The 20,379-nt window shown below is 68.0% G+C and carries 16 protein-coding genes; 12 read left to right on the top strand and 4 right to left on the bottom strand.

Features of this window, described 5'->3' with window-relative positions:
• Positions 1 to 148: 148 nt before the first annotated feature.
• Positions 149 to 1,702: a putative polysaccharide biosynthesis protein gene (locus tag K2M58_RS05085; RefSeq protein ID WP_220678544.1), complete on the bottom strand. Its 1,554-nt coding sequence runs from the start codon at positions 1,700 to 1,702 to the stop codon at positions 149 to 151.
• 290 nt (positions 1,703 to 1,992) lie between these two features.
• Between K2M58_RS05085 and K2M58_RS12585 the strand changes: the two genes are divergently transcribed.
• From K2M58_RS12585 to dtd, 6 genes are all read left to right on the top strand, one after another.
• Positions 1,993 to 2,505, top strand: a complete 513-nt coding sequence (locus tag K2M58_RS12585; RefSeq protein WP_252393540.1) for a post-transcriptional regulator — start codon at positions 1,993 to 1,995, stop codon at positions 2,503 to 2,505.
• 265 nt (positions 2,506 to 2,770) lie between these two features.
• Positions 2,771 to 4,042, top strand: coding sequence for a protein translocase subunit SecD (gene secD, locus K2M58_RS05095; RefSeq protein WP_220678545.1), 1,272 nt, complete (start codon positions 2,771 to 2,773; stop codon positions 4,040 to 4,042).
• Positions 4,032 to 4,958 carry a protein translocase subunit SecF gene (gene secF / locus K2M58_RS05100; RefSeq protein WP_220678546.1) on the top strand — a complete coding sequence of 309 codons (927 nt, stop codon included), beginning with the start codon at positions 4,032 to 4,034 and terminating at the stop codon, positions 4,956 to 4,958. The genes secD and secF overlap by 11 nt, the downstream gene beginning before the upstream one ends.
• Positions 4,959 to 5,009: 51 nt before the next feature.
• Positions 5,010 to 5,540, top strand: a complete 531-nt coding sequence (locus K2M58_RS05105; protein ID WP_220678547.1) for an adenine phosphoribosyltransferase — start codon at positions 5,010 to 5,012, stop codon at positions 5,538 to 5,540.
• Between the two features lie 157 nt (positions 5,541 to 5,697).
• The gene (locus K2M58_RS05110; RefSeq protein ID WP_211258098.1) at positions 5,698 to 7,866 is read left to right on the top strand and encodes a RelA/SpoT family protein; all 2,169 of its coding nucleotides are present in this window, start codon (positions 5,698 to 5,700) and stop codon (positions 7,864 to 7,866) included.
• A 177-nt stretch (positions 7,867 to 8,043) separates the two neighbouring features.
• Positions 8,044 to 8,493, top strand: coding sequence for a D-aminoacyl-tRNA deacylase (dtd, locus tag K2M58_RS05115; RefSeq protein WP_066198615.1), 450 nt, complete (start codon positions 8,044 to 8,046; stop codon positions 8,491 to 8,493).
• An 83-nt stretch (positions 8,494 to 8,576) separates the two neighbouring features.
• Here dtd and K2M58_RS05120 read toward each other — a convergent pair whose 3' ends face one another.
• Complete coding sequence (locus K2M58_RS05120; RefSeq protein ID WP_220678548.1) at positions 8,577 to 10,199, bottom strand: N-acetylmuramoyl-L-alanine amidase family protein; 1,623 nt, start codon at positions 10,197 to 10,199, stop codon at positions 8,577 to 8,579.
• A gap of 422 nt (positions 10,200 to 10,621) precedes the next feature.
• Between K2M58_RS05120 and K2M58_RS05125 the strand changes: the two genes are divergently transcribed.
• The 3 genes from K2M58_RS05125 to K2M58_RS05135 all read left to right on the top strand — a co-directional run bounded on the left by K2M58_RS05125 (position 10,622) and on the right by K2M58_RS05135 (position 14,557).
• Positions 10,622 to 12,910, top strand: coding sequence for a ribonucleoside-diphosphate reductase subunit alpha (locus K2M58_RS05125; RefSeq protein ID WP_252393541.1), 2,289 nt, complete (start codon positions 10,622 to 10,624; stop codon positions 12,908 to 12,910).
• Positions 12,907 to 13,407 carry a flavodoxin domain-containing protein gene (locus K2M58_RS05130; RefSeq protein ID WP_066198580.1) on the top strand — a complete coding sequence of 167 codons (501 nt, stop codon included), beginning with the start codon at positions 12,907 to 12,909 and terminating at the stop codon, positions 13,405 to 13,407. The genes K2M58_RS05125 and K2M58_RS05130 overlap by 4 nt, the downstream gene beginning before the upstream one ends.
• 97 nt (positions 13,408 to 13,504) lie before the next feature.
• Positions 13,505 to 14,557, top strand: coding sequence for a ribonucleotide-diphosphate reductase subunit beta (locus K2M58_RS05135; protein ID WP_220678549.1), 1,053 nt, complete (start codon positions 13,505 to 13,507; stop codon positions 14,555 to 14,557).
• A gap of 150 nt (positions 14,558 to 14,707) precedes the next feature.
• Here the strand turns inward: K2M58_RS05135 and K2M58_RS05140 are convergent, their stop codons facing one another.
• Together K2M58_RS05140 and K2M58_RS05145 are read right to left on the bottom strand one after the other, a co-directional pair.
• The gene (locus tag K2M58_RS05140) at positions 14,708 to 15,508 is read right to left on the bottom strand and encodes a hypothetical protein (RefSeq protein ID WP_220678550.1); all 801 of its coding nucleotides are present in this window, start codon (positions 15,506 to 15,508) and stop codon (positions 14,708 to 14,710) included.
• Complete coding sequence (locus tag K2M58_RS05145) at positions 15,492 to 17,009, bottom strand: Mur ligase family protein (protein WP_220678551.1); 1,518 nt, start codon at positions 17,007 to 17,009, stop codon at positions 15,492 to 15,494. The genes K2M58_RS05140 and K2M58_RS05145 overlap by 17 nt, the downstream gene beginning before the upstream one ends.
• Before the next feature lie 488 nt (positions 17,010 to 17,497).
• Between K2M58_RS05145 and guaA the strand changes: the two genes are divergently transcribed.
• The 3 genes from guaA (at position 17,498) to pdxS (ending at position 20,375) form a co-directional block, all read left to right on the top strand.
• Positions 17,498 to 18,484 (top strand): glutamine-hydrolyzing GMP synthase, encoded by a 987-nt coding sequence (guaA, locus tag K2M58_RS05150; RefSeq protein WP_252393542.1) that lies wholly within the window; start codon positions 17,498 to 17,500, stop codon positions 18,482 to 18,484.
• Positions 18,475 to 18,930, top strand: coding sequence for a UPF0236 family protein (locus tag K2M58_RS05155; RefSeq protein ID WP_220678553.1), 456 nt, complete (start codon positions 18,475 to 18,477; stop codon positions 18,928 to 18,930). Before guaA ends, K2M58_RS05155 begins: the two co-directional genes overlap by 10 nt.
• Before the next feature lie 545 nt (positions 18,931 to 19,475).
• Positions 19,476 to 20,375 (top strand): pyridoxal 5'-phosphate synthase lyase subunit PdxS, encoded by a 900-nt coding sequence (pdxS, locus tag K2M58_RS05160; RefSeq protein WP_220678554.1) that lies wholly within the window; start codon positions 19,476 to 19,478, stop codon positions 20,373 to 20,375.
• The last annotated feature ends 4 nt before the right edge of the window (positions 20,376 to 20,379 follow it).

Below are 20,379 nucleotides of genomic sequence, written 5' to 3' on the forward strand. Positions count from 1 at the left end.
GCCCGGGAGCCGGGCGTCAGCGCTTCGCGGGGCCCTTCCCGGGAGCCGGGCGTCTTTCACCCTTCCCGCGGAGGGACGAAGCGGCGGGCTTTCCGGCCGTCGCCCGACCGTCGGACCGGCTGGGCCGGCCCCCGATCGCCGGACGGCCCTAGTCCGCTTTTCGGCCGGTGAAGGCGGCGGCGAGCCGCCGGACGTCGTCCGGCCCGACGCCGCCGGACGGCCAGAGGAAGGCCCCGTAGAGAAAGAAGCCGCCGAACGAGGCGGCGAGAAAGGCGGCCGGCACGCCGAGGCCGGCGAGGGCCGGGTAAAGGAAGGCCCGGGCGATGAGAAAGGCCGCTCCGGCGGCGAGAAGCGCCGGCACGAGGTCCCGCCCTTTCGGCCCCCAGCCGATCCGGCGCCGGAGCTGCCCGGCGTGAAGGAGCGTCACGAGGGCAAGGCTTCCGTTGAGCGCCCAGGCGACGCCGAGGACGCCGAGCTCCGGCTGGCGGGCGAGGACGGCGATGAGGAGGAGCTTCGCCGTCGCCCCGGCGACGGTATGCCAGAAGGTAAGGCGCATCCAGCCGAGGCCTTGGAGCGCGGCGCCGAGGGGGCCCTGGAAGTAGAGAAACGGCGCAAACGGCGCGAGCACGGAAAGGAGCGGGGCGACGTCTTCCGTCCCGAACAGAAGGCCGGAGAGCGGTTCGGCGAAGACGAAGACGAAGGCGGCGGTCGGAAAGGCGATGAGCGCCGTCACCCGAGCCGACTGATCGAGCCGGCGGTGGATGGCCGCCGGCTTTTTTTGCGCCCGAAGGGCGCTGATGGCAGGGATTAGGGACGTCGACAGCGAATACGTCAGCGTCGTCGGAAAGTAGAGGACGAAGATGGCGAGCCCGCTCAGCATGCCGTAGGCGCGACTCGCCGCTTCCGGTTCCATCCCGGCCGCCCGAAAACTGTGGGCGACGAAGCCCGGCTCCAGGGCGTAGGCCAGCGCTCCGACGAGGCCGGAGAGGCCGACGGGATAGGCGATCCGCCACAGGTGGGAAAAGGCTGAGCCGTCCGCCGGCGGGCCGTTCGCCGGCCGCTTTGGCCGCCGGCCGAGGGGCGTGAGGCGAAGCCGCCAAAGAAGCGGCCCGAGGCCGGCGATCTCCCCGAGAGCGATGCTTACGGCCAGGCCGAACGCCGCCGCCTCGGCGCCGTACGGCAGAAACGCCGTCGAAAGGACGAGGGCGAGGGCGACGCGGACGACCGTTTCGACGACGGCTCCGACCGCCGGCGGCCGCATGTCGCCCAGGCCCTGAAACAGCGCTCGGAAGACGGTGGCGGCGGCGATGATCGGCACCGCCGGGACAAGCCCCCAGAGGGGCCAGGCGAGGCGCGGATCGAGGTAGATCCGCGCCGCGAGGGCTGGCGCGAGTCCGGCGAGCCCGAGGGCGAGAAAGACGGCCACGGAAAGGGAAAATCCGAGCGCCGCCCGGATGAGGCGGGGGACCTCTTCCGGTCGTCCTGCCGCCATCGCCTCGGCGACGCGACCAGCGACGGCGACGTGCATGCCGAAGCGGGCCACCGTCGCGAGAAAGACGAGGACCGGGTAGGCGAGCTGATAGAGGCCGAGGACGTCCATGCCGACCGTTCGGGGGAGGACGACCTTCGGCACGACGCCGAGGAGTCGGGCAATGACGGCGGCCGCGGCGAGGGTGAGGGTGCCGGCGAGAAACGACTGCATGCGCATGCTCCTTCATGCCCGTCTCGTCCCTTCATGCATATGTCCCGGAATCGCCATCCATGCGCCCCGTCCAAAGGCCGCTCAAGCGCCCCGTCGTTCGGGCCGGGAATCCATGGGCAAGGATCACCTCGATGGGCCGCGACCCTATGGACTCCGCCCCCGGCGCGGGGAGGGTCGGGGCCGGGGGCGGCGGGGCGTCCCGACCGCCGTGCCGTCCGAGCCGGCGCGATACCGCGTCCGTCTTCGATTCCTCGGCACCCGCGAGCCTCATGCCGTCGAACGGGCTGGTGATGGTCGAACCGGACGAAACGGAGGGATGGGGATTGACGTTTGACCTCGAAGGGGCGATCCGGGCGCTGGAGGGGCGAATCGGCCGGGACGTCGTCTCGAAAACGATGCCGCCGGAGGCGCTCCCGCCGGAGAGGGCCCCCGCCGCGCCTTCGGCAGCGGAAGCCGCGGCCGTGGAGTGGGCCGCGCCGCCGCCCGGGAAGGCCGGGGCGCCGTCGGAAGGCCCCTTGCCGGGGCGGGACGGCGCGCTTCCTGCGGAGGCGCCGGATGCGGTCTTCGTCCGGGCGTTCGGCCCGGAGACGGCGGCCATGTTGAAAGCGCTCTGCGCTTCCAAGGCAGAAGAATTTCGGCTGCTCGGCTACGCCGGCGTTCGGACCGAAGACCTCTGGTCCTATTTTCTCGGCCGCTACCGCCGTGAAGTGCCGCCCCTATATCGCGTCGTCGGAGACATCCTCGGCCTTCGGCCGAACGCCTTCATGACCGCGGCGGTCCGGGAAGCGTGGCGCGGCCGCTAGACGAAAAAAGCGCCGGGCGCCCCCGCCGGATGGGCGCCCCGCAAAGAGCCTCCTCCGGATCGTCGAAAGCTCCCGAGTCGGACGAAAGCGGCCGCCCGACTTGTCCCATCCGCCGCGGCTCACTATAATAAGAACGTATTTTCATGGCGCCGCCGGGCGGCGGAGGCCGGCCGGCGGCGCTTTTGCCCCGGTGCACCGTCGGCGCCGGTCGAGGCACCGGCGCCCCGGTTCCGCCCGTCCGGCGAAAGGAGATCGGAGCCCATCGATGCGACAGATCGTCCAGTTTGCGCTGATCGTCGCCGCCCTGCTCGTCCTCATCGGCACGACCTTCTGGCCCCTCGCCCGGGGGATCACCCTCGGCCTCGATCTACAGGGAGGGTTTGAGCTTCTCTATAAGATCGAGCCCCACGGAGGCGGCCCGGTGACGACCGATCTCCTCCGGCAGACGGAGACGGTCCTCGCCAACCGGATCAACGTCCTCGGCGTCGCCGAGCCGCTCATCGAGCCGGAACCGCCGGACCGGATCCGCATCCAGCTCCCCGGCGTGACGAACGTCGACGAAGCCCGGCAGATGCTCGCCGCCGAGGCGCACCTCGCGTTTCGCCACCTCGTTCTGGACGACAAAGGAAACGTCGTCGAAGAAAGCCCGGATCTTCTCACCGGCGCCGACCTCAAGGAGGGCGCGGCCAAGGTTGTCTTCTCCGACCGGACGACCGCGCCGATGGTCTCCCTCACGGTCAAAGATCCGAAAAAACTCGAAGCGATCACCCGGTCGATCCCCCATGGCGATCCCAAGCACCGGCTGGCAATTTTCCTCGACGATCGCCTCATCTCGGCGCCGACGGTGAACGCCACGATCACGAACGGCCAGGCGGTGATCGAGGGGATGGCGGACGTCGAGGAGGCCCGCCGGCTTGCCGGGCTTTTGAACGCCGGGGCGCTCCCGGTGAAGCTCGTCGAGCTCTCCTACGCGTCGGTGAGCCCGACCCTCGGCCAGGCGGCCCTTCTCAGGGGGATCGAAGCCGGCGTGGCGGCGCTTCTTTTTATCGCCGTCTTCATGCTCGCCGTCTACCGGCTGCCGGGGTTCGTCGCCGTCGTCACGCTCCTCGCCTACGTCTACCTCGTCTTTTTCTTCCTTTGGGGCATCCGGGTGACGCTCACGCTCCCGGGGATCGCCGCCCTCATCCTCGGCATGGGCATGGCCGTCGACGCGAACATCATCACCGACGAGCGGATCAAAGACGAACTCCGGAGCGGCAAATCGATCCCGTCGGCGGTGAAGGCGGGCTCCCGCCGGAGCCTCATGACGATCCTCGATGCCCACGTGACGACCCTCATCGCCGGCATCGTGCTCTTTATCATGGGCGGGGCGAGCGCCATCCGGGGCTTTGCCGTCATCCACATCCTGAGCACGGTGCTCAACCTGATCACGAACGTCGGGCTGGCGCGCCTCCTTCTCCACCTGCTCGTCCGAAGCGGCCGCTTTGACCGGCCGGCGTTCTTCGGCGTCCGGGAGCGTGAGATCCGTGCCGCGTGAGCCGTTTTACACCCGCTTCGACTTCGTCGGTCGGCGGCGCCTCTTTTTCCTCCTGTCCCTCGCGCTTCTTCTCATCGGCCTCGTCTCGCTCGCCGTCCGGGGGCTCAACCTCGGCGTCGACTTCACGAGCGGGACCCGCGTCGAGGCGAAGGTCGGCAAGGCCTTCACCGACGAGGAGGTCCACGCCCTCTTCCGAGAAAAGGGTCTGGCGGAGCCGTCCCAGATCGCCCGGACGGGAAGCGGCGCCGAAACAACCCTCGTCCTCCGCTTCAAGGGGGCCCTCACCCAGGCGGAAGAGGCGGCGGTGCGGCAGGCGATCGAGGCCCACTTCGGGGAAACGGTCCAGTTTACGGTGAGCAAGATCGATCCGATCGTCGGCCGGGAGCTTGCGAAAAAGGCGGCGTATACGCTCCTCATCGCCGCCCTCGGCATCGTCGTCTACATGACCGTTCGTTTCGAATATCGGATGGCCGTCTCGGCGATCGTGAGCATCTTGAACGTCGTCGTGACGCTCATCGGGATCATCGCCTTTTTGCAGATCGAGGTCGACGTGACGTTCGTGACGGCGCTCCTGACGATCGTCGGCTATTCGATCAACGACACGGTGATCATCTTCGACCGCATCCGGGAAAACGTCCGGCAGCGGAACATCCGGCGGCAGGAAGACGTCGAGGCGGTCGTCAACGACAGCATCCGGCAGGTGTTCGTCCGTTCGGTGAACACGGTGGCGACGGTGCTGTTTGCGGCGCTGGCGCTCCTTTTTCTGGGCGGTGAGGGGCTGTTTTTGTTTTCGCTGACGCTTTCCATCGGTCTCGTCCTCGGCGCCTACTCGTCGATCTTCACCGCTGCCCAGCTTTGGGTCGAGTGGCGGGAATGGGACCTCCGCCGGAAAAAGGCCGCCGCTTCGGGCGCCTGAGGCGCTCGCCGGCGGGCGGCGGCGCACGGCGTACGGAAAGGAGCGACGGAGGTGGACTTCGACTTCAAGCGGCTGATCCGGGTCATTCCGGATTTTCCTCAGCCGGGCATCCTGTTTAAGGACATCACGACGCTCTTAAAAGACGGCCGGGCGTTCCGGGCGGCGATCGACGCCCTCGTCGAGGCCGTCCGGCCGCTTCGGCCGGAGGTGATCGTCGGGCCGGAGGCCCGGGGGTTTGCCATCGGAGCGCCGATCGCTTACGCCCTCGGCGTCGGTTTCGTGCCGGTGCGAAAGCCCGGAAAGCTTCCGGCGGAGACGGTGAGCGTGACGTACGAGAAGGAATACGGCCCGGACGATCTCGCCGTCCACCGGGACGCATTCCCGCCCGGGACGCGGGTGCTCGTTGCGGACGACCTCCTCGCCACCGGCGGGACGATCGGCGCCACCGTCGATCTCGTCCACAGGCTCGACGGCGAGGTGGTCGGGGCGGTGTTTTTGATCGAGCTGACGTATCTCGGCGGCCGGGCGGCTCTGGAGCAAAAAATCGCCCCGGCGCCGATCGTCACGCTGATCCGGTTTTGAGCGTTTTTCGACGAATCGTTCGAATCGATCGGCCGAACGGGGGCGTCCGCGGTACGGCGGCACTCCGGTCGGCAGCCGGCGGCCGTTTCTCCCGGCCGCTTTTTGCGTTATAATGTTGTGAAAGCCGGTGGACAAAAGCCGGAGGGAGGTGAGGTCCGTGGCCGAAACCGCCGTGGTGAGCCCGTTCGAATCGCTGGCGGCGAAGCTCGGGTACCTGTCGGAGGCGGACCGGGCGCGGGTGCGCGAGGCGTACGGATTTGCCGCCCGGCACCACGACGGACAGTACCGCATCTCCGGCGATCCGTACATCACCCACCCGGTGGCGGTGGCGGAGATCCTCGCCGAGCTCCGGATGGATGCGACGGTTCTCATCGCCGCCCTCCTGCACGACATCGTCGAAGACACCGCCGTGACGCTCGAGGACGTCCGAGCGGCGTTCGGCGATGAGGTCGCCTCCCTCGTCGACGGCGTGACCAAGCTTCGGCGGATCCAGTTTCAGTCCAAAGAAGAGCAGCAGGCGGAAAACTACCGCAAGATGCTCCTTGCGATGGCCCGGGATATCCGGGTCATCCTGATCAAGCTCGCCGACCGGCTGCACAACATGCGGACGCTCAAGTTCCGCTCGGAGGAAGACCAGCGGCGGATCGCCGAAGAGACGCTCGATATCTACGCCCCGATCGCCCACCGCCTCGGCATTTCGAAAATCAAGTGGGAGCTTGAGGACATCGCCCTCCGCTTCTTGAACCCGCAGCAATACTACCGCATCGTCCACCTGATGAAAAAAAAGCGGGCCGAGCGGGAGGCGTACATCAACAAGGTCATCGAGACGCTCCGGGCGAAGCTCGACGAGATGGGCCTCCGGGCGGAGGTGACCGGCCGGCCGAAGCACATCTACAGCATCTACCGGAAGATGCGGGATCAGCACAAGTCGTTCGACGAGATTTACGACCTCCTCGCCGTCCGGGTCATCGTCGACAGCGTCCGGGACTGCTACAGCGTCCTCGGTATTGTCCACACCCTCTGGAAGCCGATGCCGGGCCGCTTCAAGGACTACATCGCCATGCCGAAGGCGAACCTGTACCAGTCGCTCCACACGACGGTCATCGGCCCGGAAGGCGAGCCGCTCGAAGTGCAGATCCGCACCCGGGAGATGCACTACACGGCCGAGTACGGGATCGCCGCCCACTGGGCCTACAAAGAGGGGAAGTCGGCGAAAAACGCCGCCGAAGAAGCGAAGCGCATCCGCTTCATCCGGCAGCTCCTCGAGTACCAGCAGGACGCCTCGAGCGCCAAAGAGTTCGTCGAGTCGCTCAAGATGGACCTGTTTTCCGACGTCGTCTTCGTCTTTACGCCGAAAGGCGACGTCATCGAGCTTCCGGCCGGAGCGGTGCCGCTCGATTTTGCTTACCGGATTCACACCGAGATCGGCAACCGGACCGTCGGCGCCAAAGTCAACGGCAAGATCGTTCCCCTCGATCACCCGCTGAAGACGGGGGACATCGTCGAGATCCTCACCTCCAAGCATTCGTACGGACCGAGCCTCGACTGGCTCAAGATCGCCAAGACGCAGCACGCCCGGAACAAGATCCGGGCGTGGTTCAAAAAAGAGCGCCGGGAGGAGATGATCCTTCGGGGCCGCGAGCTTCTGGAGCAGGAGGCCCGCCGGCACGGCCTTTCGCCGAAAGAGGCGTTCAAGGACGCCTATCTCAAGGACGTCCTCGGCCGGTTCAACGTTCAGTCGTTCGACGAGCTCCTCGTCGCCGTCGGCTTCGGCGCCTTGTCGCCGGGGCAGGTGATGGGCCGCTTCCTCGAGCTCTACCGGAAGGAGCACGCCGAGGCGACACCTCCGCCGGCGCCGGCCCCCCTCAAGACGCGGTCGACCCGACAGGGCGTCCGCGTCGCCGGGATGGACAACGTGCTCGTCCGCCTGTCCCGATGCTGCAGCCCGGTGCCGGGCGATGCCATCGTCGGCTTCATCACCCGGGGCCGGGGCGTGTCGATCCACCGGACGGATTGCCCGAACGTTGCCCGGGAAGACCCGGCGCGGCTCGTCCCGGCGGAGTGGGCGCCGGATCCGGAGGCGACCTTTCCGGTCGAGATCGAGGTGCTGGCGATGGACCGCCAGGGGCTTTTGAACGACGTCCTGCAGGCGGTCAACGAGACGAAGACGAACCTGACGAAAGTCACCGGCCGGGCGGACCGGAACCGGCTGGCCCGGATCACGATGACCCTCGCCATCCGGAACCTCGAACACCTGCAACGGGTCGTCGAACGCATCAAGCGGGTCCAGGACGTCCACTCCGTCCGGCGGGTGCTCGAGCCGTAGCGCCGTCGGAGCGACGGGGACGGCGTGTCGTGGATCGCCGGGAAAATCGTCGGGACGGCGGCGCGGCGGGTGGTGCCGAGAACGTCGTCCAGGGAACGAAAGCGGCGGGGATCGCCGAGAAAGCCGCCGGCCCGACGGGGGCGGCGTGTTTTGCCGAAAAAGCGAGGAGGCGGTGCGGTGCGGATCGTGCTGCAGCGGGTGCACCGGGCTCGGGTGACGGTGGACGGCGAGGTCGTCGGCGCCATCGGGCCCGGCGCCGTCCTTCTGGTCGGCTTTACCGCCGGCGACGACGAGGCCACTTGCAGGAAAATGGCGGCGAAGATCGCCGACCTCCGGATTTTTCCCGACGAGGCAGGGAAGATGAACGTCAGCCTCCGGGACGCCGGCGGGGGGGTTCTGTCGGTGTCGCAGTTCACCCTCTACGGCGACGTCCGGCGAGGGCGGCGGCCGAGCTTTTCCGCTGCCCTCGAGGCGGAGGCCGCCCGGGCGCTCTATGAAGCGTTCAACCGCGCCCTCACCGGGCACGGCCTCGAGGTCGCCACCGGCCGCTTCGGCGCCCATATGACCGTCGAACTCGTGAACGACGGCCCGGTGACGCTCATTCTCGATTCGGCGGAGCTCTTTTGAAGGAACTTTCAATTCGGGTCGACGCCGAAGCTTCCCTGAGCAGCGGTCCGGTCGCCGGCGACGCCGAAAAATGCGCGCCGTCCTTAGCGGACGGCGCGCGTTCCTTTTTGGGCCGTTTGTTGGGTGCTGAAGTAGCGGACGAGCCCTTCGACGACTCCCTCCGCTTCCCGGTCGATCATGGCCGGGCTTTTCAAGACGGCGACTTCGGCGGCGTTTGAGATGAAGCCGAATTCGATGAGGGCGCTCGGCCGCGGATTTTCCCGCAGCACGTAATAGTTGCCGTACCGGGCGCCGAGGTCGGCGAGACCCGTCTTCGCCACGAGGGCCGCCTGGATCGCCTGAGCGAGGGTCTGATCGCGCTCGTAGAAGGTGATCGTCCCCCGCATCGCCGGCGACGGGTGGGTGTTGTGGTGCAGGCTTAAGAAGACGTCGGCGCCGGCGGTCACCGCCCGGGCGACGCGGTCCTGAAGCGACACCGTCCGGTCGTCCCGGCGGGTGAGGATGACCGTCGCTCCTTCGGCGATGAGCTTCTCCTCCAGCCGGAGGGCGACGGCGAGGTTGAGCGCCTTTTCCTTCGTCCCGTCGATGCCGGTCGCCCCGTCGTCGATGCCGCCGTGGCCGGGGTCGAGGACGATCGTCCTGCCGAGGAGCCGGCCGCCGGTCACCCGGTCGATGACGCCATCCTTTGAGACGACCCAGGCGGCGACGTAGGCGATGCTCCCGTCGTCGAGGCGGACGGCGTACCAGTCGCCGATCCCTTCGACGATCGGGTAGCGCTCGCCGAGGCGGGCGACGCGGACGATGTCGGCGGTGAGGCTCGGCGCCTTTCGGATGTTCGTCCCGTCGGCGACGATGACGACGGTGCCGCGATCCGACGCCTCCTCCGCCGGCGCGACGAGCCAGCCGGCCACCCAGCCCTCCGTCCCGTCGTCCAGGGCGATCTTCACCCAGTCGCCTTCCCGGGCGATGACGCGGCCGGTCGTCCCCCGGAGGAGCTTGCCGATGACGTTCGCGTCGAGCGTCGGTCCGTTCCGGAAGTTGGCGACGTCGGTGTCGATCCGGACGCGCGCCGGCTGGGGGGCGGTGCCGCCGGCCGCCCTCGACGGGGGGGCGCCGGGCCCTGCGGCGGTATTCTCTCTGGCCGCCTGGGCGGTTGAGCCTTCGGCCGGCACGACGACCGAAAGCCAGCCCGCCACCCAGCCGGTCCGGCCGTCGGACAGGCGGATCTTGCGCCAGTCGCCGGCGGTGTCGAGGAGGGGGTAGCGGGTGCCGGGCTGGATGCGGCCGATGACCGGCCGGTCGGTGCCGGGGCCGCTCCGAACGTTCAGGTCCCGAACCGCCGCCTCGACGAAAGCGTCCGCCTTTTCCGCGGCGTAGGCGATGCCGCCGGCGGCGGGGGCCGGCCGGGTGAGCCAGCCGGCGACCCAGCCGCTTTTCCCGGGCCGGTAGGCGATCCGGATCCAGTCGCCCTTCCGTTCGAGGACGGCGTACCGCTCGCCCCGGCGGACCTGGGCGACAATGGCGGTGTTCGTCCCGGGGCCCTTCCGGACGTTGACCACGTCGCCGGCGATGATCACCGCTTCCGCTTCCGCCCGGCTTTCTTCCGCCCGCCCGGCGACGAGGAGCGCGAACGCCCCGAGGAGGATCAGGGCGGCGGGGAGGAAGGCGCCGGTGGGCCGTCGGAACCATGCCCGCAGTGCGTCCATCGAGCCTCAACCTCTCGTCTGGGCTCATGAGCTTGTACGCCGCCGGCGGAGGCGCGTTGCGGGCAGGAATACGGCAAAAAATGCCTGGCTTTGGGCTTGTTTTCCGGTCGGACAAGCGCTATACTGAAGCCAGACCCTACATATGGTGTTTGAACAGGAGTTATACCGCATATGTATGGGCATTGGCGCACGGGTGAAGCGTCCCCGAATCGGCCGCCGGGGGAGCCGCCGAAGCGGTCGACCGCCGCGGCCGGGCGCCGCGCGGCCGTGCGGCGCCCGGTGAACGCTTGGGGACAGCGTGAAAACGGACCGTGAAAAGGACGCCGAACCGTTGAGGGGCGAAAGATAAGCGTCCGAATGATCGGAAGCGGACGAAATGATCGATATCTCCGGATCACCGGATCGGGCAGGAGGCGATCGGGATGCAGAAGACGGCGACAGGCGTTCGCCTTGACCCGCTGGCGTTCGTCGAGGCGGAGATGGAGGCGGTGCTCCCGCTTTTTTCGGAGCTCGAGGCGGAGCGCGTCGAGCGCTTCCGCGGCCGCGTCCGGCGCTACGTCGAGGAGGCGCTGGCGGATCCTGAGCTTCGGGAGAGCCTCACGGAATCGGCGCTCGTCGACCTCCTCGTCCGGAACAGCCTGGACGAAGTCTCCGTCGCCTCCCCCCGCTGGACGTACGTGGCGGCGCGGTTTTACCTCCGCCGGCTCTACCGGGAGGCGGCGGCCAATCGGGGGTATGTCCTCGATCCGGCGCACCCGTACGGGGATTTCGTCGCCCTTCTCCGGCATCTTCACGCCGAGGGCGTCTATTCCGACCACCTTCTCGTCGCCTACACCGAGGACGAGCTCCGGGCGGCGGCCCGGATGATCGTCCCGGAGCGGGACCACCTGTTCAACCTGCCGGGACTTTTGACCCTTGCGACCCGCTACCTCGCCCGGGACAAGCAGCGCCGGACGTTCGAGCTCCCTCAGGAGCGCTTCCTCGTCATCGCCCTCTACCTCATGCAAAAGGAAGAGCGGTCGAAGCGGCTCGCCCTCGTCGAGGAGGCATACTGGGCGCTGTCGAACCTCTACATGACGGTGGCGACGCCGACGTTTGCCAACGCCGGCAAGGCGTGGGGTCAGCTTTCGAGCTGCTTCATCGACGTTGTCGACGACTCCCTCCGGGGCATCTACGACTCCAACACCGACGTCGCCCTCCTCTCGAAGGCCGGCGGCGGCATCGGCGTCTACCTCGGCAAGCTCCGCCCCCGCGGGAGCATGATCAAAGGCATCCAAGGGCTCTCTTCCGGCATCGTCCCGTGGGCCCGTCAGCTCAACAACACGGCGATCTCCGTCGATCAGCTCGGCCAGCGGCAGGGTGCGATCGCCATCTACCTCGACGTCTGGCACAAGGACATTCTCGAGTTTCTCGACCTTAAGCTCAACCACGGCGACGAGCGCCTGCGGACCCACGACCTTTTCACCGGCGTCGTCATCCCCGACCTCTTCATGGAAAAGGTCGAGGCGCGGGAAGACTGGTACCTGTTTGATCCGCACGAGGTGCGGATGAAGAAGGGCTGGTCGCTGGAAGACTTTTACGACGAAGAGGTCGGCCGGGGTTCCTTCCGGGAAAAATACCAGGAGCTCGTCGACGACCCGAACATCTCCAAGAAGATCGTCCCGGCGATCGAGATCATGAAGCGCATCATGCGATCGCAGCTCGAAACCGGCGTGCCGTACATGATGTACCGGGATACGGCCAACCGGATGAACCCGAACAAGCACGCCGGGGTGATCTACGCGTCCAACCTCTGCACGGAGATCCTGCAGAACAACTCGGCGACGACCGTCGTCGAGGAGTACCTGGAAGAAGACGGCACGATCGTCACCAAGAAAAAGCCCGGGGATTTCGTCGTCTGCAACCTGTCGTCGATCAACCTCGCCCGGGCGGTGCCGGATGGCGTTCTCGAGCGGCTCATCCCGATCCAGGTGCGGATGCTCGACAACGTCATCGACCTGAACAAGCTCGAAGTCCTGCAGGCGCAGGTGACGAACCAGAAGTACCGGGCCATCGGCCTCGGCACGTACGGCTGGCACCATCTGCTCGCCTTAAAGCGCATCCGCTGGGAGAGCGACGAGGCCGTCCGCTACGCGGACGAGCTGTACGAAAAGATCGCCTACCTCACGATCAAGGCGTCGAACGAACTCGCCAAGGAAAAAGGCCCGTATCCGCTCTTCCCGGGCTCGGAGTGGGAAAGCGGTCTTTACTTCGAGCGGCGGGGCTACACGAGCCCCGAGTGGCAGGCCCTCAAGGAAGACGTCCGGCGTTACGGCGTCCGGAACGGCTACATGATGGCCATCGCCCCGAACGGGACGACGGCGATCGTCGGCGGCTCGACGCCGTCCATCGATCCGATCTACCGGAAAGAGTACGTCGAGGAGAAAAACACCTACCGCATCCCGATCGTCGCGCCGGACATCGAGCAGGGCCTGATGTGGTACTACAAGAGCGCCCACGAGATCGACCAGCACTGGACGATCCGGCAGCAGGCCGCCCGGAGCCGGCACATCGACCAGGGGGCAAGCCTCAACCTCTACGTGAAAAACACGATCAAGGCCAAAGAACTTCTCGGCCTGCACCTCGCCGCCTGGAGAAGCGGGGTCAAGACGACGTATTACGTCCGCTCGACGTCCGTCGAAGTGGAAGAATGCGAGGTGTGCCAGTCGTGATCGTGCCGGTCTTTTACACGAGCTTAAGCGGCAATACCGAGGAGGCGGCGCACCTCGTCGCCGAGGCGGTCGGCGGCACGCCGGTGGACGTCGCCGGCGATCCGGCGGCCCTCGAGGCCGTCCTCTCCACCCTCGCCGCCGGGGAGGCGCCGGTCGCCTTCTTCGGCACCTATACCTGGGGCGACGGGGAGCTTCCCGAGGCGATGCGCCGTTTTCTCCGGCGCCTCCTCATCGACGAGGCAGACCGGTACCGGCCCCTTCCGCCGGCGGCGGTCTTCGGTACCGGCGATTCCATCTTCCCCCGTTTCTGCCGGGCGGTCGATGCCGTCCGCTACCACCTCGAACGCCGCGGCGTCCGGGTCGTCGCCGAGGGGATGAAGCTCGAGCAGTCGCCCCACGGCCTTGGCCAAGCGCCGAAGCTCGTCGCCTGGGCCCGGGACGCCTACCGGGCGGCAACCGGCCGCCTGCCGGCGCCGGTTCGACCCGTGCGGGCGTAGCGGCCTGGATCGGCTCGCGGCCGTGGCGTCCCCGCGCCCGTTTTCCTGCCCGTTTCCGCCCGGAACGGCGTTCCGATGACGAAAGGAGGAAGCGGCCGTGACCGTTGAGCGACCATTGACGAAAATTCGCCTGCTTTCCCCAGGCCGCCCGAACCGCGCCACCGCCATCGTCGGCGGCGAGGCGAGCGGCATCGTCAACTGGAACGACATCCGCTACCCGCAGTTTTACGATGTCTACAAGACGCTCCTTCGCAACTTCTGGATCCCCGACGAGATCCCGATGACGAAGGATGTCAAGGAGTGGGGGACGCTTTCCGCCCGGGAGCAGGAAGCGTACCTCCGAACGATCGGCCTCCTTTCGAACCTCGACTCCGTCCAGACGCGGTTCATCCTGGAAGCGGCCCTGTTCGTCTCCGATCCGTCGGTCCACGCGATTCTCTCGATCATCGCCCAGCAGGAGGCCGTCCACAACCAGAGCTATTCGTACGTCCTGTCGTCGATCGTGCCTCTCGACGTCCAGAACAAGACGTTCACCCGGGCCCACGAAGACCCGGCGGTCATCTCCAGGAACGCTTTCATCGTCGACCTGTACGAAGGCTTCCGAAACGAGCGGACCGCCCTCGCCCTGGCGAAGAGCCTCGTCGCCTCGATCATCCTCGAAGGGCTGAACTTCTACTCGGGTTTCGCCTTCTTCTACAACCTCGCCCGCAACCAGAAGATGCTCGGCACGTCGACGATGATCAGCTACATCCAGCGCGACGAGATGCAGCACAGCTATTTCATCTCGCTCCTTTTGCGGGCGATTCTTACGGAAAACCCCGAGCTCGATCGAAACGGCGAGTTCACCGAATTCACCCTGCAGACGATCGGCAAAGCCGTCGAGCTCGAATCGAACTGGACGCGCGAAGTCTTAAAAGGTATCCCCGGCATTGATCTCGAAGAGATGCTCGGCTACGTCAAATACCTCGCCAACAAGCGCCTGTCCATGCTCGGCCTTCCCGACCTCTATCCCGGCTACACGGAAAACGTCATGCCGTGGATTCGCGCTTACAGCGACGAGAACCTGAACAACATCAAGACCGACTTCTTCGAGCAAAAATCCCGCGCCTACAGCAAGGTGACCGACGACAACGGCTTCGACGAGCTGTAAAAAAGCGCGGGCGCCGGCTTCCTCCGCCGCGGAGCGGCGGAAAAAGCCGGCGCCCGTTTTTTTGCTCTTTTCCGCTTCGGCGCCGGCGGCCGGCGGGACTTTCCCGCTTCTGCCCGGCCGCCGGGGCTTGTCGGAGGCAAAAACAGCCCGTCAGCTTCCTTCGGGCGATCGGGTCCAAAGCCGGCCGCGGGGATCGAGGCGCCGGAGCCAGCGCTCCCGAGCCCGCTCGGCCCAGCCGTCGTCGACGGGGGGGAGCGCGGCCTCCCCGCTTAGACCCAGCGCCCAGGCGAGAAGCCGGTCGGCGAGGGCGGGCTGGTAGGCGAGGGCGCTTCCGCGAAAAGACGTGCCGATGATCCGGCCGACCCGGGCCCCTTCCGTCCGGTCTCGGCCGTTGTTGCCGTGGCCCCGAAGGACGATGAGGAGAGGGGCGGCGCCGCCTTCGAGCGTCATCCGGCCGCGGCGATGTTCAAAGGCGACGAACAGGGCCGCCTCGCCGCCGAGGTCCGGAAAGCGGCCGACAAAGGGGCCGCTCGCATACCGCTCTTCGAGTTCGGTGACGACCGGAAGGAGTCCCGCGCCCGGGACCGTTCGCCCGTCCGGAAGGCGGATTGCCCGGCCGAGGAGGGGGTAGCCGCCGCCGAAGGCGGCGATGGCGCGGCCGGCGTCCGCCGCTGCCCAGAGCCCCCGTTCCAGGGCTGGAAGGGCGTCGAGGGCCCGGACGAGCCTCGGCCCGTCGTCGCCGGCCACGACGAGGAGATCTGCGTCGAGGGCCGCCTGGGGCGCCTCCGGCCGGATCGGCACCGGGCGAACGGCGAAGCCCCGCCATTCGGCCCGGCGTTTGAAGACCGTCGCCGCCTCGAAGAGGGACGCGGCATTCCAGCCGTCGACGGCGACAAGGCCGAGGCGAAGCGTTTTGCCGGGGCGAAGCGTTTCTTCAGGCGCGAAGGACATCGGCGCCCCTCCTTTCGTCCGGCGCTCCCGGCGGCCGGGCGCGGCGGGCGAGGGCGGCCCGGACGGCGGGGAGGGCCGTATAAGTCGCCAGCACGTACAGTTCCCCGCCGCCCGCCGCGGCGAGCCGCCTCAATCCTTCCGCGATCGCCCGCTCCGGCTCCGGCGCGGCAAACAGGAGCGGCCCGAGGCCCGCGTACAGAAACCGGAGGGCGGCGTCGTCCGCCCGCTCGCCCGCCGCGATGACGGCGGCGAGCCCGGGATGCCCTTCGAGGCGCTCGAAGGGCACCTCCCAGATCCACGACACGTCGGCGCCGTCCGCCGGCCGGTCGTTGAGAACAAAGACGACGGCGAATCGCCGCGGATCCTGCCCCAGCGGTTCCAGAGCCGCCCGGGCGCCGGCGGGATTTTTGACCAGCACGACCGTGGCCGCCTCGTCTCCGGGGAGGAAAAACCGCTCCCAGCGGCCGGGCCCCGTCACGTCCAGCCGTTCGAGGGCCGCCGCCAGGGCCGCCGGCGGCACGCCGAGGGCATGGGCGGCGTGGGCGGCGGCGAGGGCGTTGGGGATGTTGTAGCGGGCCGGGGCGTTCAGGCGAACCGGCGCGGCGAAGTCGCCGATGCGGAGCCAAAACCGAAGCTCGTCCGTCGCCACCGCCGCCGCTTCCGCCGTCGCTTCCGGTTCCGGTCGACGAAAGCCGCAGGCCGGGCAGCGGTAATCGCCCGGCCCGTCTCTCTCCGCCGCGAAGGGAAGGGGGGCGCCGCAGCGGGGAAACGCCCCGCGCTCCCAAACGCGCCCGGCCGCGGCGTCCGCCTCCTGCGCCGGCGTTTCGGCCGCCTCCGCTCCGGCGATCGCTTCGCCGGCGGCTCCGTTCGGTCTCCGAACTTCCGCGGCTTCGCCCAAGGTCGCCCGGCCGAAACCGTAGGCGTGAACGCGGGCCCCGGCGGCCTCCGCCGCCTCCCGGAGCGACCAGACGGTCGGATCGTCGGCGTTCAGAAAAACATGCCCCTCGGGCCGGACGAAGGCGAGCCCCCGCCGCAGCCGTTCGGCGACCGCCTCCACGGAACCGTACCGGTCCGTCTGATCGGGGGACAGGTTGGTCACGATGACCGCCTGCGGGCGAAGGGCGCGGGCGGCCGCCGGGAAGACGCCTTCGTCGACTTCCAGCACCGCGATCGCCTCCGCGGGCGGGCGCCGGCCCGCGGCGATGAGGGCCGTCGCCACCCCCTGAAGCAAGTTGGCCCCGGCCTCATTGGTGACGACGGGCCGTCCGCCGGCCCGAAGGAGGCCGGCGAGGAGCCGGGTGGTCGTCGTCTTGCCGTTCGTGCCGGTGACGAAGACGATCCGGCCGGCATAGGCCCGGCCGAAGCGGGCCAGAAGGTTCGGGCACAGCCGAAGGGCCACCGCCCCCGGGAGGGAAGAGGCGCTCCGGCGCAGGCGAAGAAGCAGGCGGCGCAGCCGGCGGGCCAGCCAGACGGCCGCGAGACACCCGAGGTCTCCGAGCATGGTGGGCCGTCCTTTCCGGGTCGCCCGAAGGCGCCGGGCCGGCGCCGGGGGGAACCCGCGTGCAGGATGAGGAAGGGCGGTGCCGGGGTCCGTTTCTGGCGATCGAACGTCGGCGCCCCGGCTCACCGATCCGATTCTCGATTATACGACGCCCTTCGCCGCGAGACAACGGCGGCGCGCCCGAAGAAAGCCGAGGGCCCAGGGCCGTCGCACCGGCCGGCGAGGGCCGACCGAGGGCGGCGCGCGCCGGACCCACGGGGCGATGCGGACGTTGCCCAAGGCCGGGCGAGGGGTTCCGACGACGGCGACCGGCGGTTCGGCTCCCCGAAAGGCGCCTTTTTTGAGGAAGGCCGCTTCGGACCGCGGCGGGCCGGGGCGCCGCGCTTTCCGGCGGAAAACGTCCGGCGAGGCGGGGCCGGCCGTCCGCTTTGCCGGACCGCGGCGCCCGATGCGCTATAATGGAGGCCGAAACGAAAGGAGGCATGTCGATGGACGAACGGAGCTTTGCCCTCGGCCCCGGCGACGGGGAGGTGGCCGCCTGGATCGAGGCGGCCGTTCGGGAGATCCGCCGCGCGATCGGAGAAGGCCGGGCGCTCATCGCCCTCTCCGGCGGCGTCGATTCCGCCGTCGCCGCCGCCCTCGTCCACCGGGCGATCGGCGATCGGCTTCAGGGCGTCTTTGTCGACCACGGCCTTTTGCGCAAAGGCGAAAAGGAGGAAGTCCTCGCGGCGCTCCGGGACGGGCTCGGCTTGGCGGTGGAGGCGGTCGACGCCTCCGAGCGGTTTTTGCAGGCCCTCGCCGGCGTCTCGGATCCGGAGGAAAAGCGCCGGCGCATCGGCCGCCTGTTCATCGACGTCTTTGAAGAGGCGGCCCAGCGGCTCGGCCCCTTCGACGTCCTCGTTCAGGGGACGATCGCGCCCGACGTGACCGAATCCGGCCACGGCGGAGGCCGCCTCGTCAAAAGCCACCACAACGTCGGCGGACTGCCGGCGTCGATGCGTTTTCGCCTCGTCGAACCGCTTCGGGCGCTTTACAAGGACGACGTCCGGCGGGTCGGCCGGGCCCTCGGCCTGCCGGAGGCGATCCTCGGCCGGCATCCTTTCCCCGGCCCCGGGCTCGCCGTGCGGGTGCTTGGCCCGGTGACGGCGGAGCGGCTTTCCGTCCTGCGAGAAGCGGATGCCCGCTTTCTCGAGGAGATCCGCCGCGCCGGGCTGTACGGAGAGATCTGGCAGGCGTTTTGCGTCCTTCTCGACAGCCGGAGCGTCGGCATCGGGCCGGACGGCGGCCGCCGCCTCGGCCACACGATCGCCCTCCGGGCGATTACGAGCCGCGACGCGACGACGGCCGACATCTATCCCCTGCCGCCGGAGCTGGTGCGGCGGGTCGTTCAGCGCATCATCGCCGAAGTTCCGGACGTCGTCCGGGTCGTCTGGGACGTGACGCCGAAGCCGCCGGCGACGATCGAATGGGAGTGAAGGCGACGGCGAAAAAGCGTCGGCTCCGGCGGAAGGCGATCGGCGTATGCGTAAAATTTTTCTCGGACGGCTTGCAGGGTTTTGCGGACAAAAAGAGAAGGAAGACCTCTTGGACACCCTTGAGAGGAAAGGAGAGGTCTTCCTTCATGGACATTGGTGTAGAACTCGTCGGGCTCATGGAAGTCTCCGCGGCGATGGATGCGGCAACGGATTCGTTCTCCTTCTGGGAAAGTTTGCATCGCCGCTTGATGCCGTTCAATGCTTCCCTCATGGCCGAAGCGTTCGAGCGGCTGGATCGCGAGCTCAAGGCGTCTTACGAAGCTCAATACGGGTGGGGAAGCGAACGGCGGGACCGAAGGACGATTGGAACCTTTTTCGGGCCGGTGACGTTTTTTTCGCCATCTCATGATCGATTCGACGGGGAAAGCACGCTATCCGCTGGATGAACACCTGGGCTTGATGCCGTATAAGCGTTACCGTCCGGATGTCGCTCTGACCTGCGCCGAACTCGCCGTTCAGCTCGGCATGACCGAACGGCTGGCACAGGCGGCGAATCAGCGAGCGGCACCGGCGGGTGGTGAAGCGGGCCGAGAAATCGGCGCGACGGACGGTCCTGGGCGAGCGAGGGGGTCTCAAGGCGGGGCGGATCCAGGTTGGGGCGGCACCGGCGAAGAGCTTATCGGGCGGCTGGCGCGATCCGTCGGCAGAATCCCCACCTCCGAGTAAAGGAGAAGAAAGGTGGACTCCCTGGGTCGGTGAGGAGCATCCTCACCGATCCAGGGGAGGGCAGGCGAAGCGCGTTAGGGCTTTTCGGGAATCGACTGAGTTTCCGTCTGGGTTTTGGGTTGTCCTCTTGAAGACTTCCTTGTCCCTTAAGATGACTGGGCCTCCGAGAACTGCTTGACACATCCCGATCGGCCGGCTTCGTTGACATCGTTCGGAGGGCGTGTTACGATCACCGTATGGAGTCGCATCGTTGGGGGGAGCGCCCATGAGCGTTCAGGAGAAAACGGAAGGGCTGACGTGGGAACAAAAGATCGGTCTCGCCGAAATGCTCAAGGGCGGCGTCATCATGGACGTGACGACGCCGGAGCAGGCGGTCATCGCCGAACGGGCCGGCGCGGCGGCGGTCATGGCCCTGGAGCGGGTGCCGGCGGACATCCGGCGGGAAGGCGGCGTCGCCCGCATGTCCGATCCGAAGATCATCAAGGAGATCAAACAGGCGGTCCGCATCCCGGTCATGGCCAAGGCCCGCATCGGCCACTTCGTCGAGGCGGAGATCCTCGAAGCCCTCGGCATCGACTTTGTCGACGAGTCGGAAGTCCTCACGCCGGCCGACGAGGAAAACCACATCTGGAAGCACGATTTTTCCGTCCCCTTCGTCTGCGGGGCGACCAACCTCGGGGAGGCGCTCCGGCGGATCGCCGAAGGGGCGGTCCTCATCCGCTCCAAAGGGGAAGCCGGGACCGGCAACGTCGTCGAGGCGGTGCGGCACCTCCGGTCGATTCAGCGGGATATCCGGCGGGTGAAGGAGACGCCGGAAGACGAGCTGCCGGCCCTTGCCAAAGCCCTCGGCGCGCCGCTGGAGCTTCTCCGGCAGGTCAAAGCGTTGGGGCGGCTCCCGGTGCCGCTTTTCGCCGCCGGCGGCGTCGCGACGCCGGCCGACGCGGCGCTTCTCATGCGCCTCGGCGCCGAGGCGGTCTTCGTCGGCTCGGGCATCTTCAAATCGGGCAATCCGGAAAAGCGCGCCCGGGCGATCGTGCTCGCCGTCCGGCACTACGACGATCCGAAGACGCTGGCGGAGATCTCCGAAGACCTCGGGGAGCCGATGGTCGGCATCAACGTCCAGGTGATGCCGGAAGAAGAGCGCCTCGCCCGCCGCGGCTGGTAGGCGG

Source organism: Hydrogenibacillus sp. N12, from assembly GCF_019645935.1.
In the GTDB taxonomy this organism is placed as follows: domain Bacteria; phylum Bacillota; class Bacilli; order Thermicanales; family DSM-22653; genus Hydrogenibacillus; species Hydrogenibacillus schlegelii.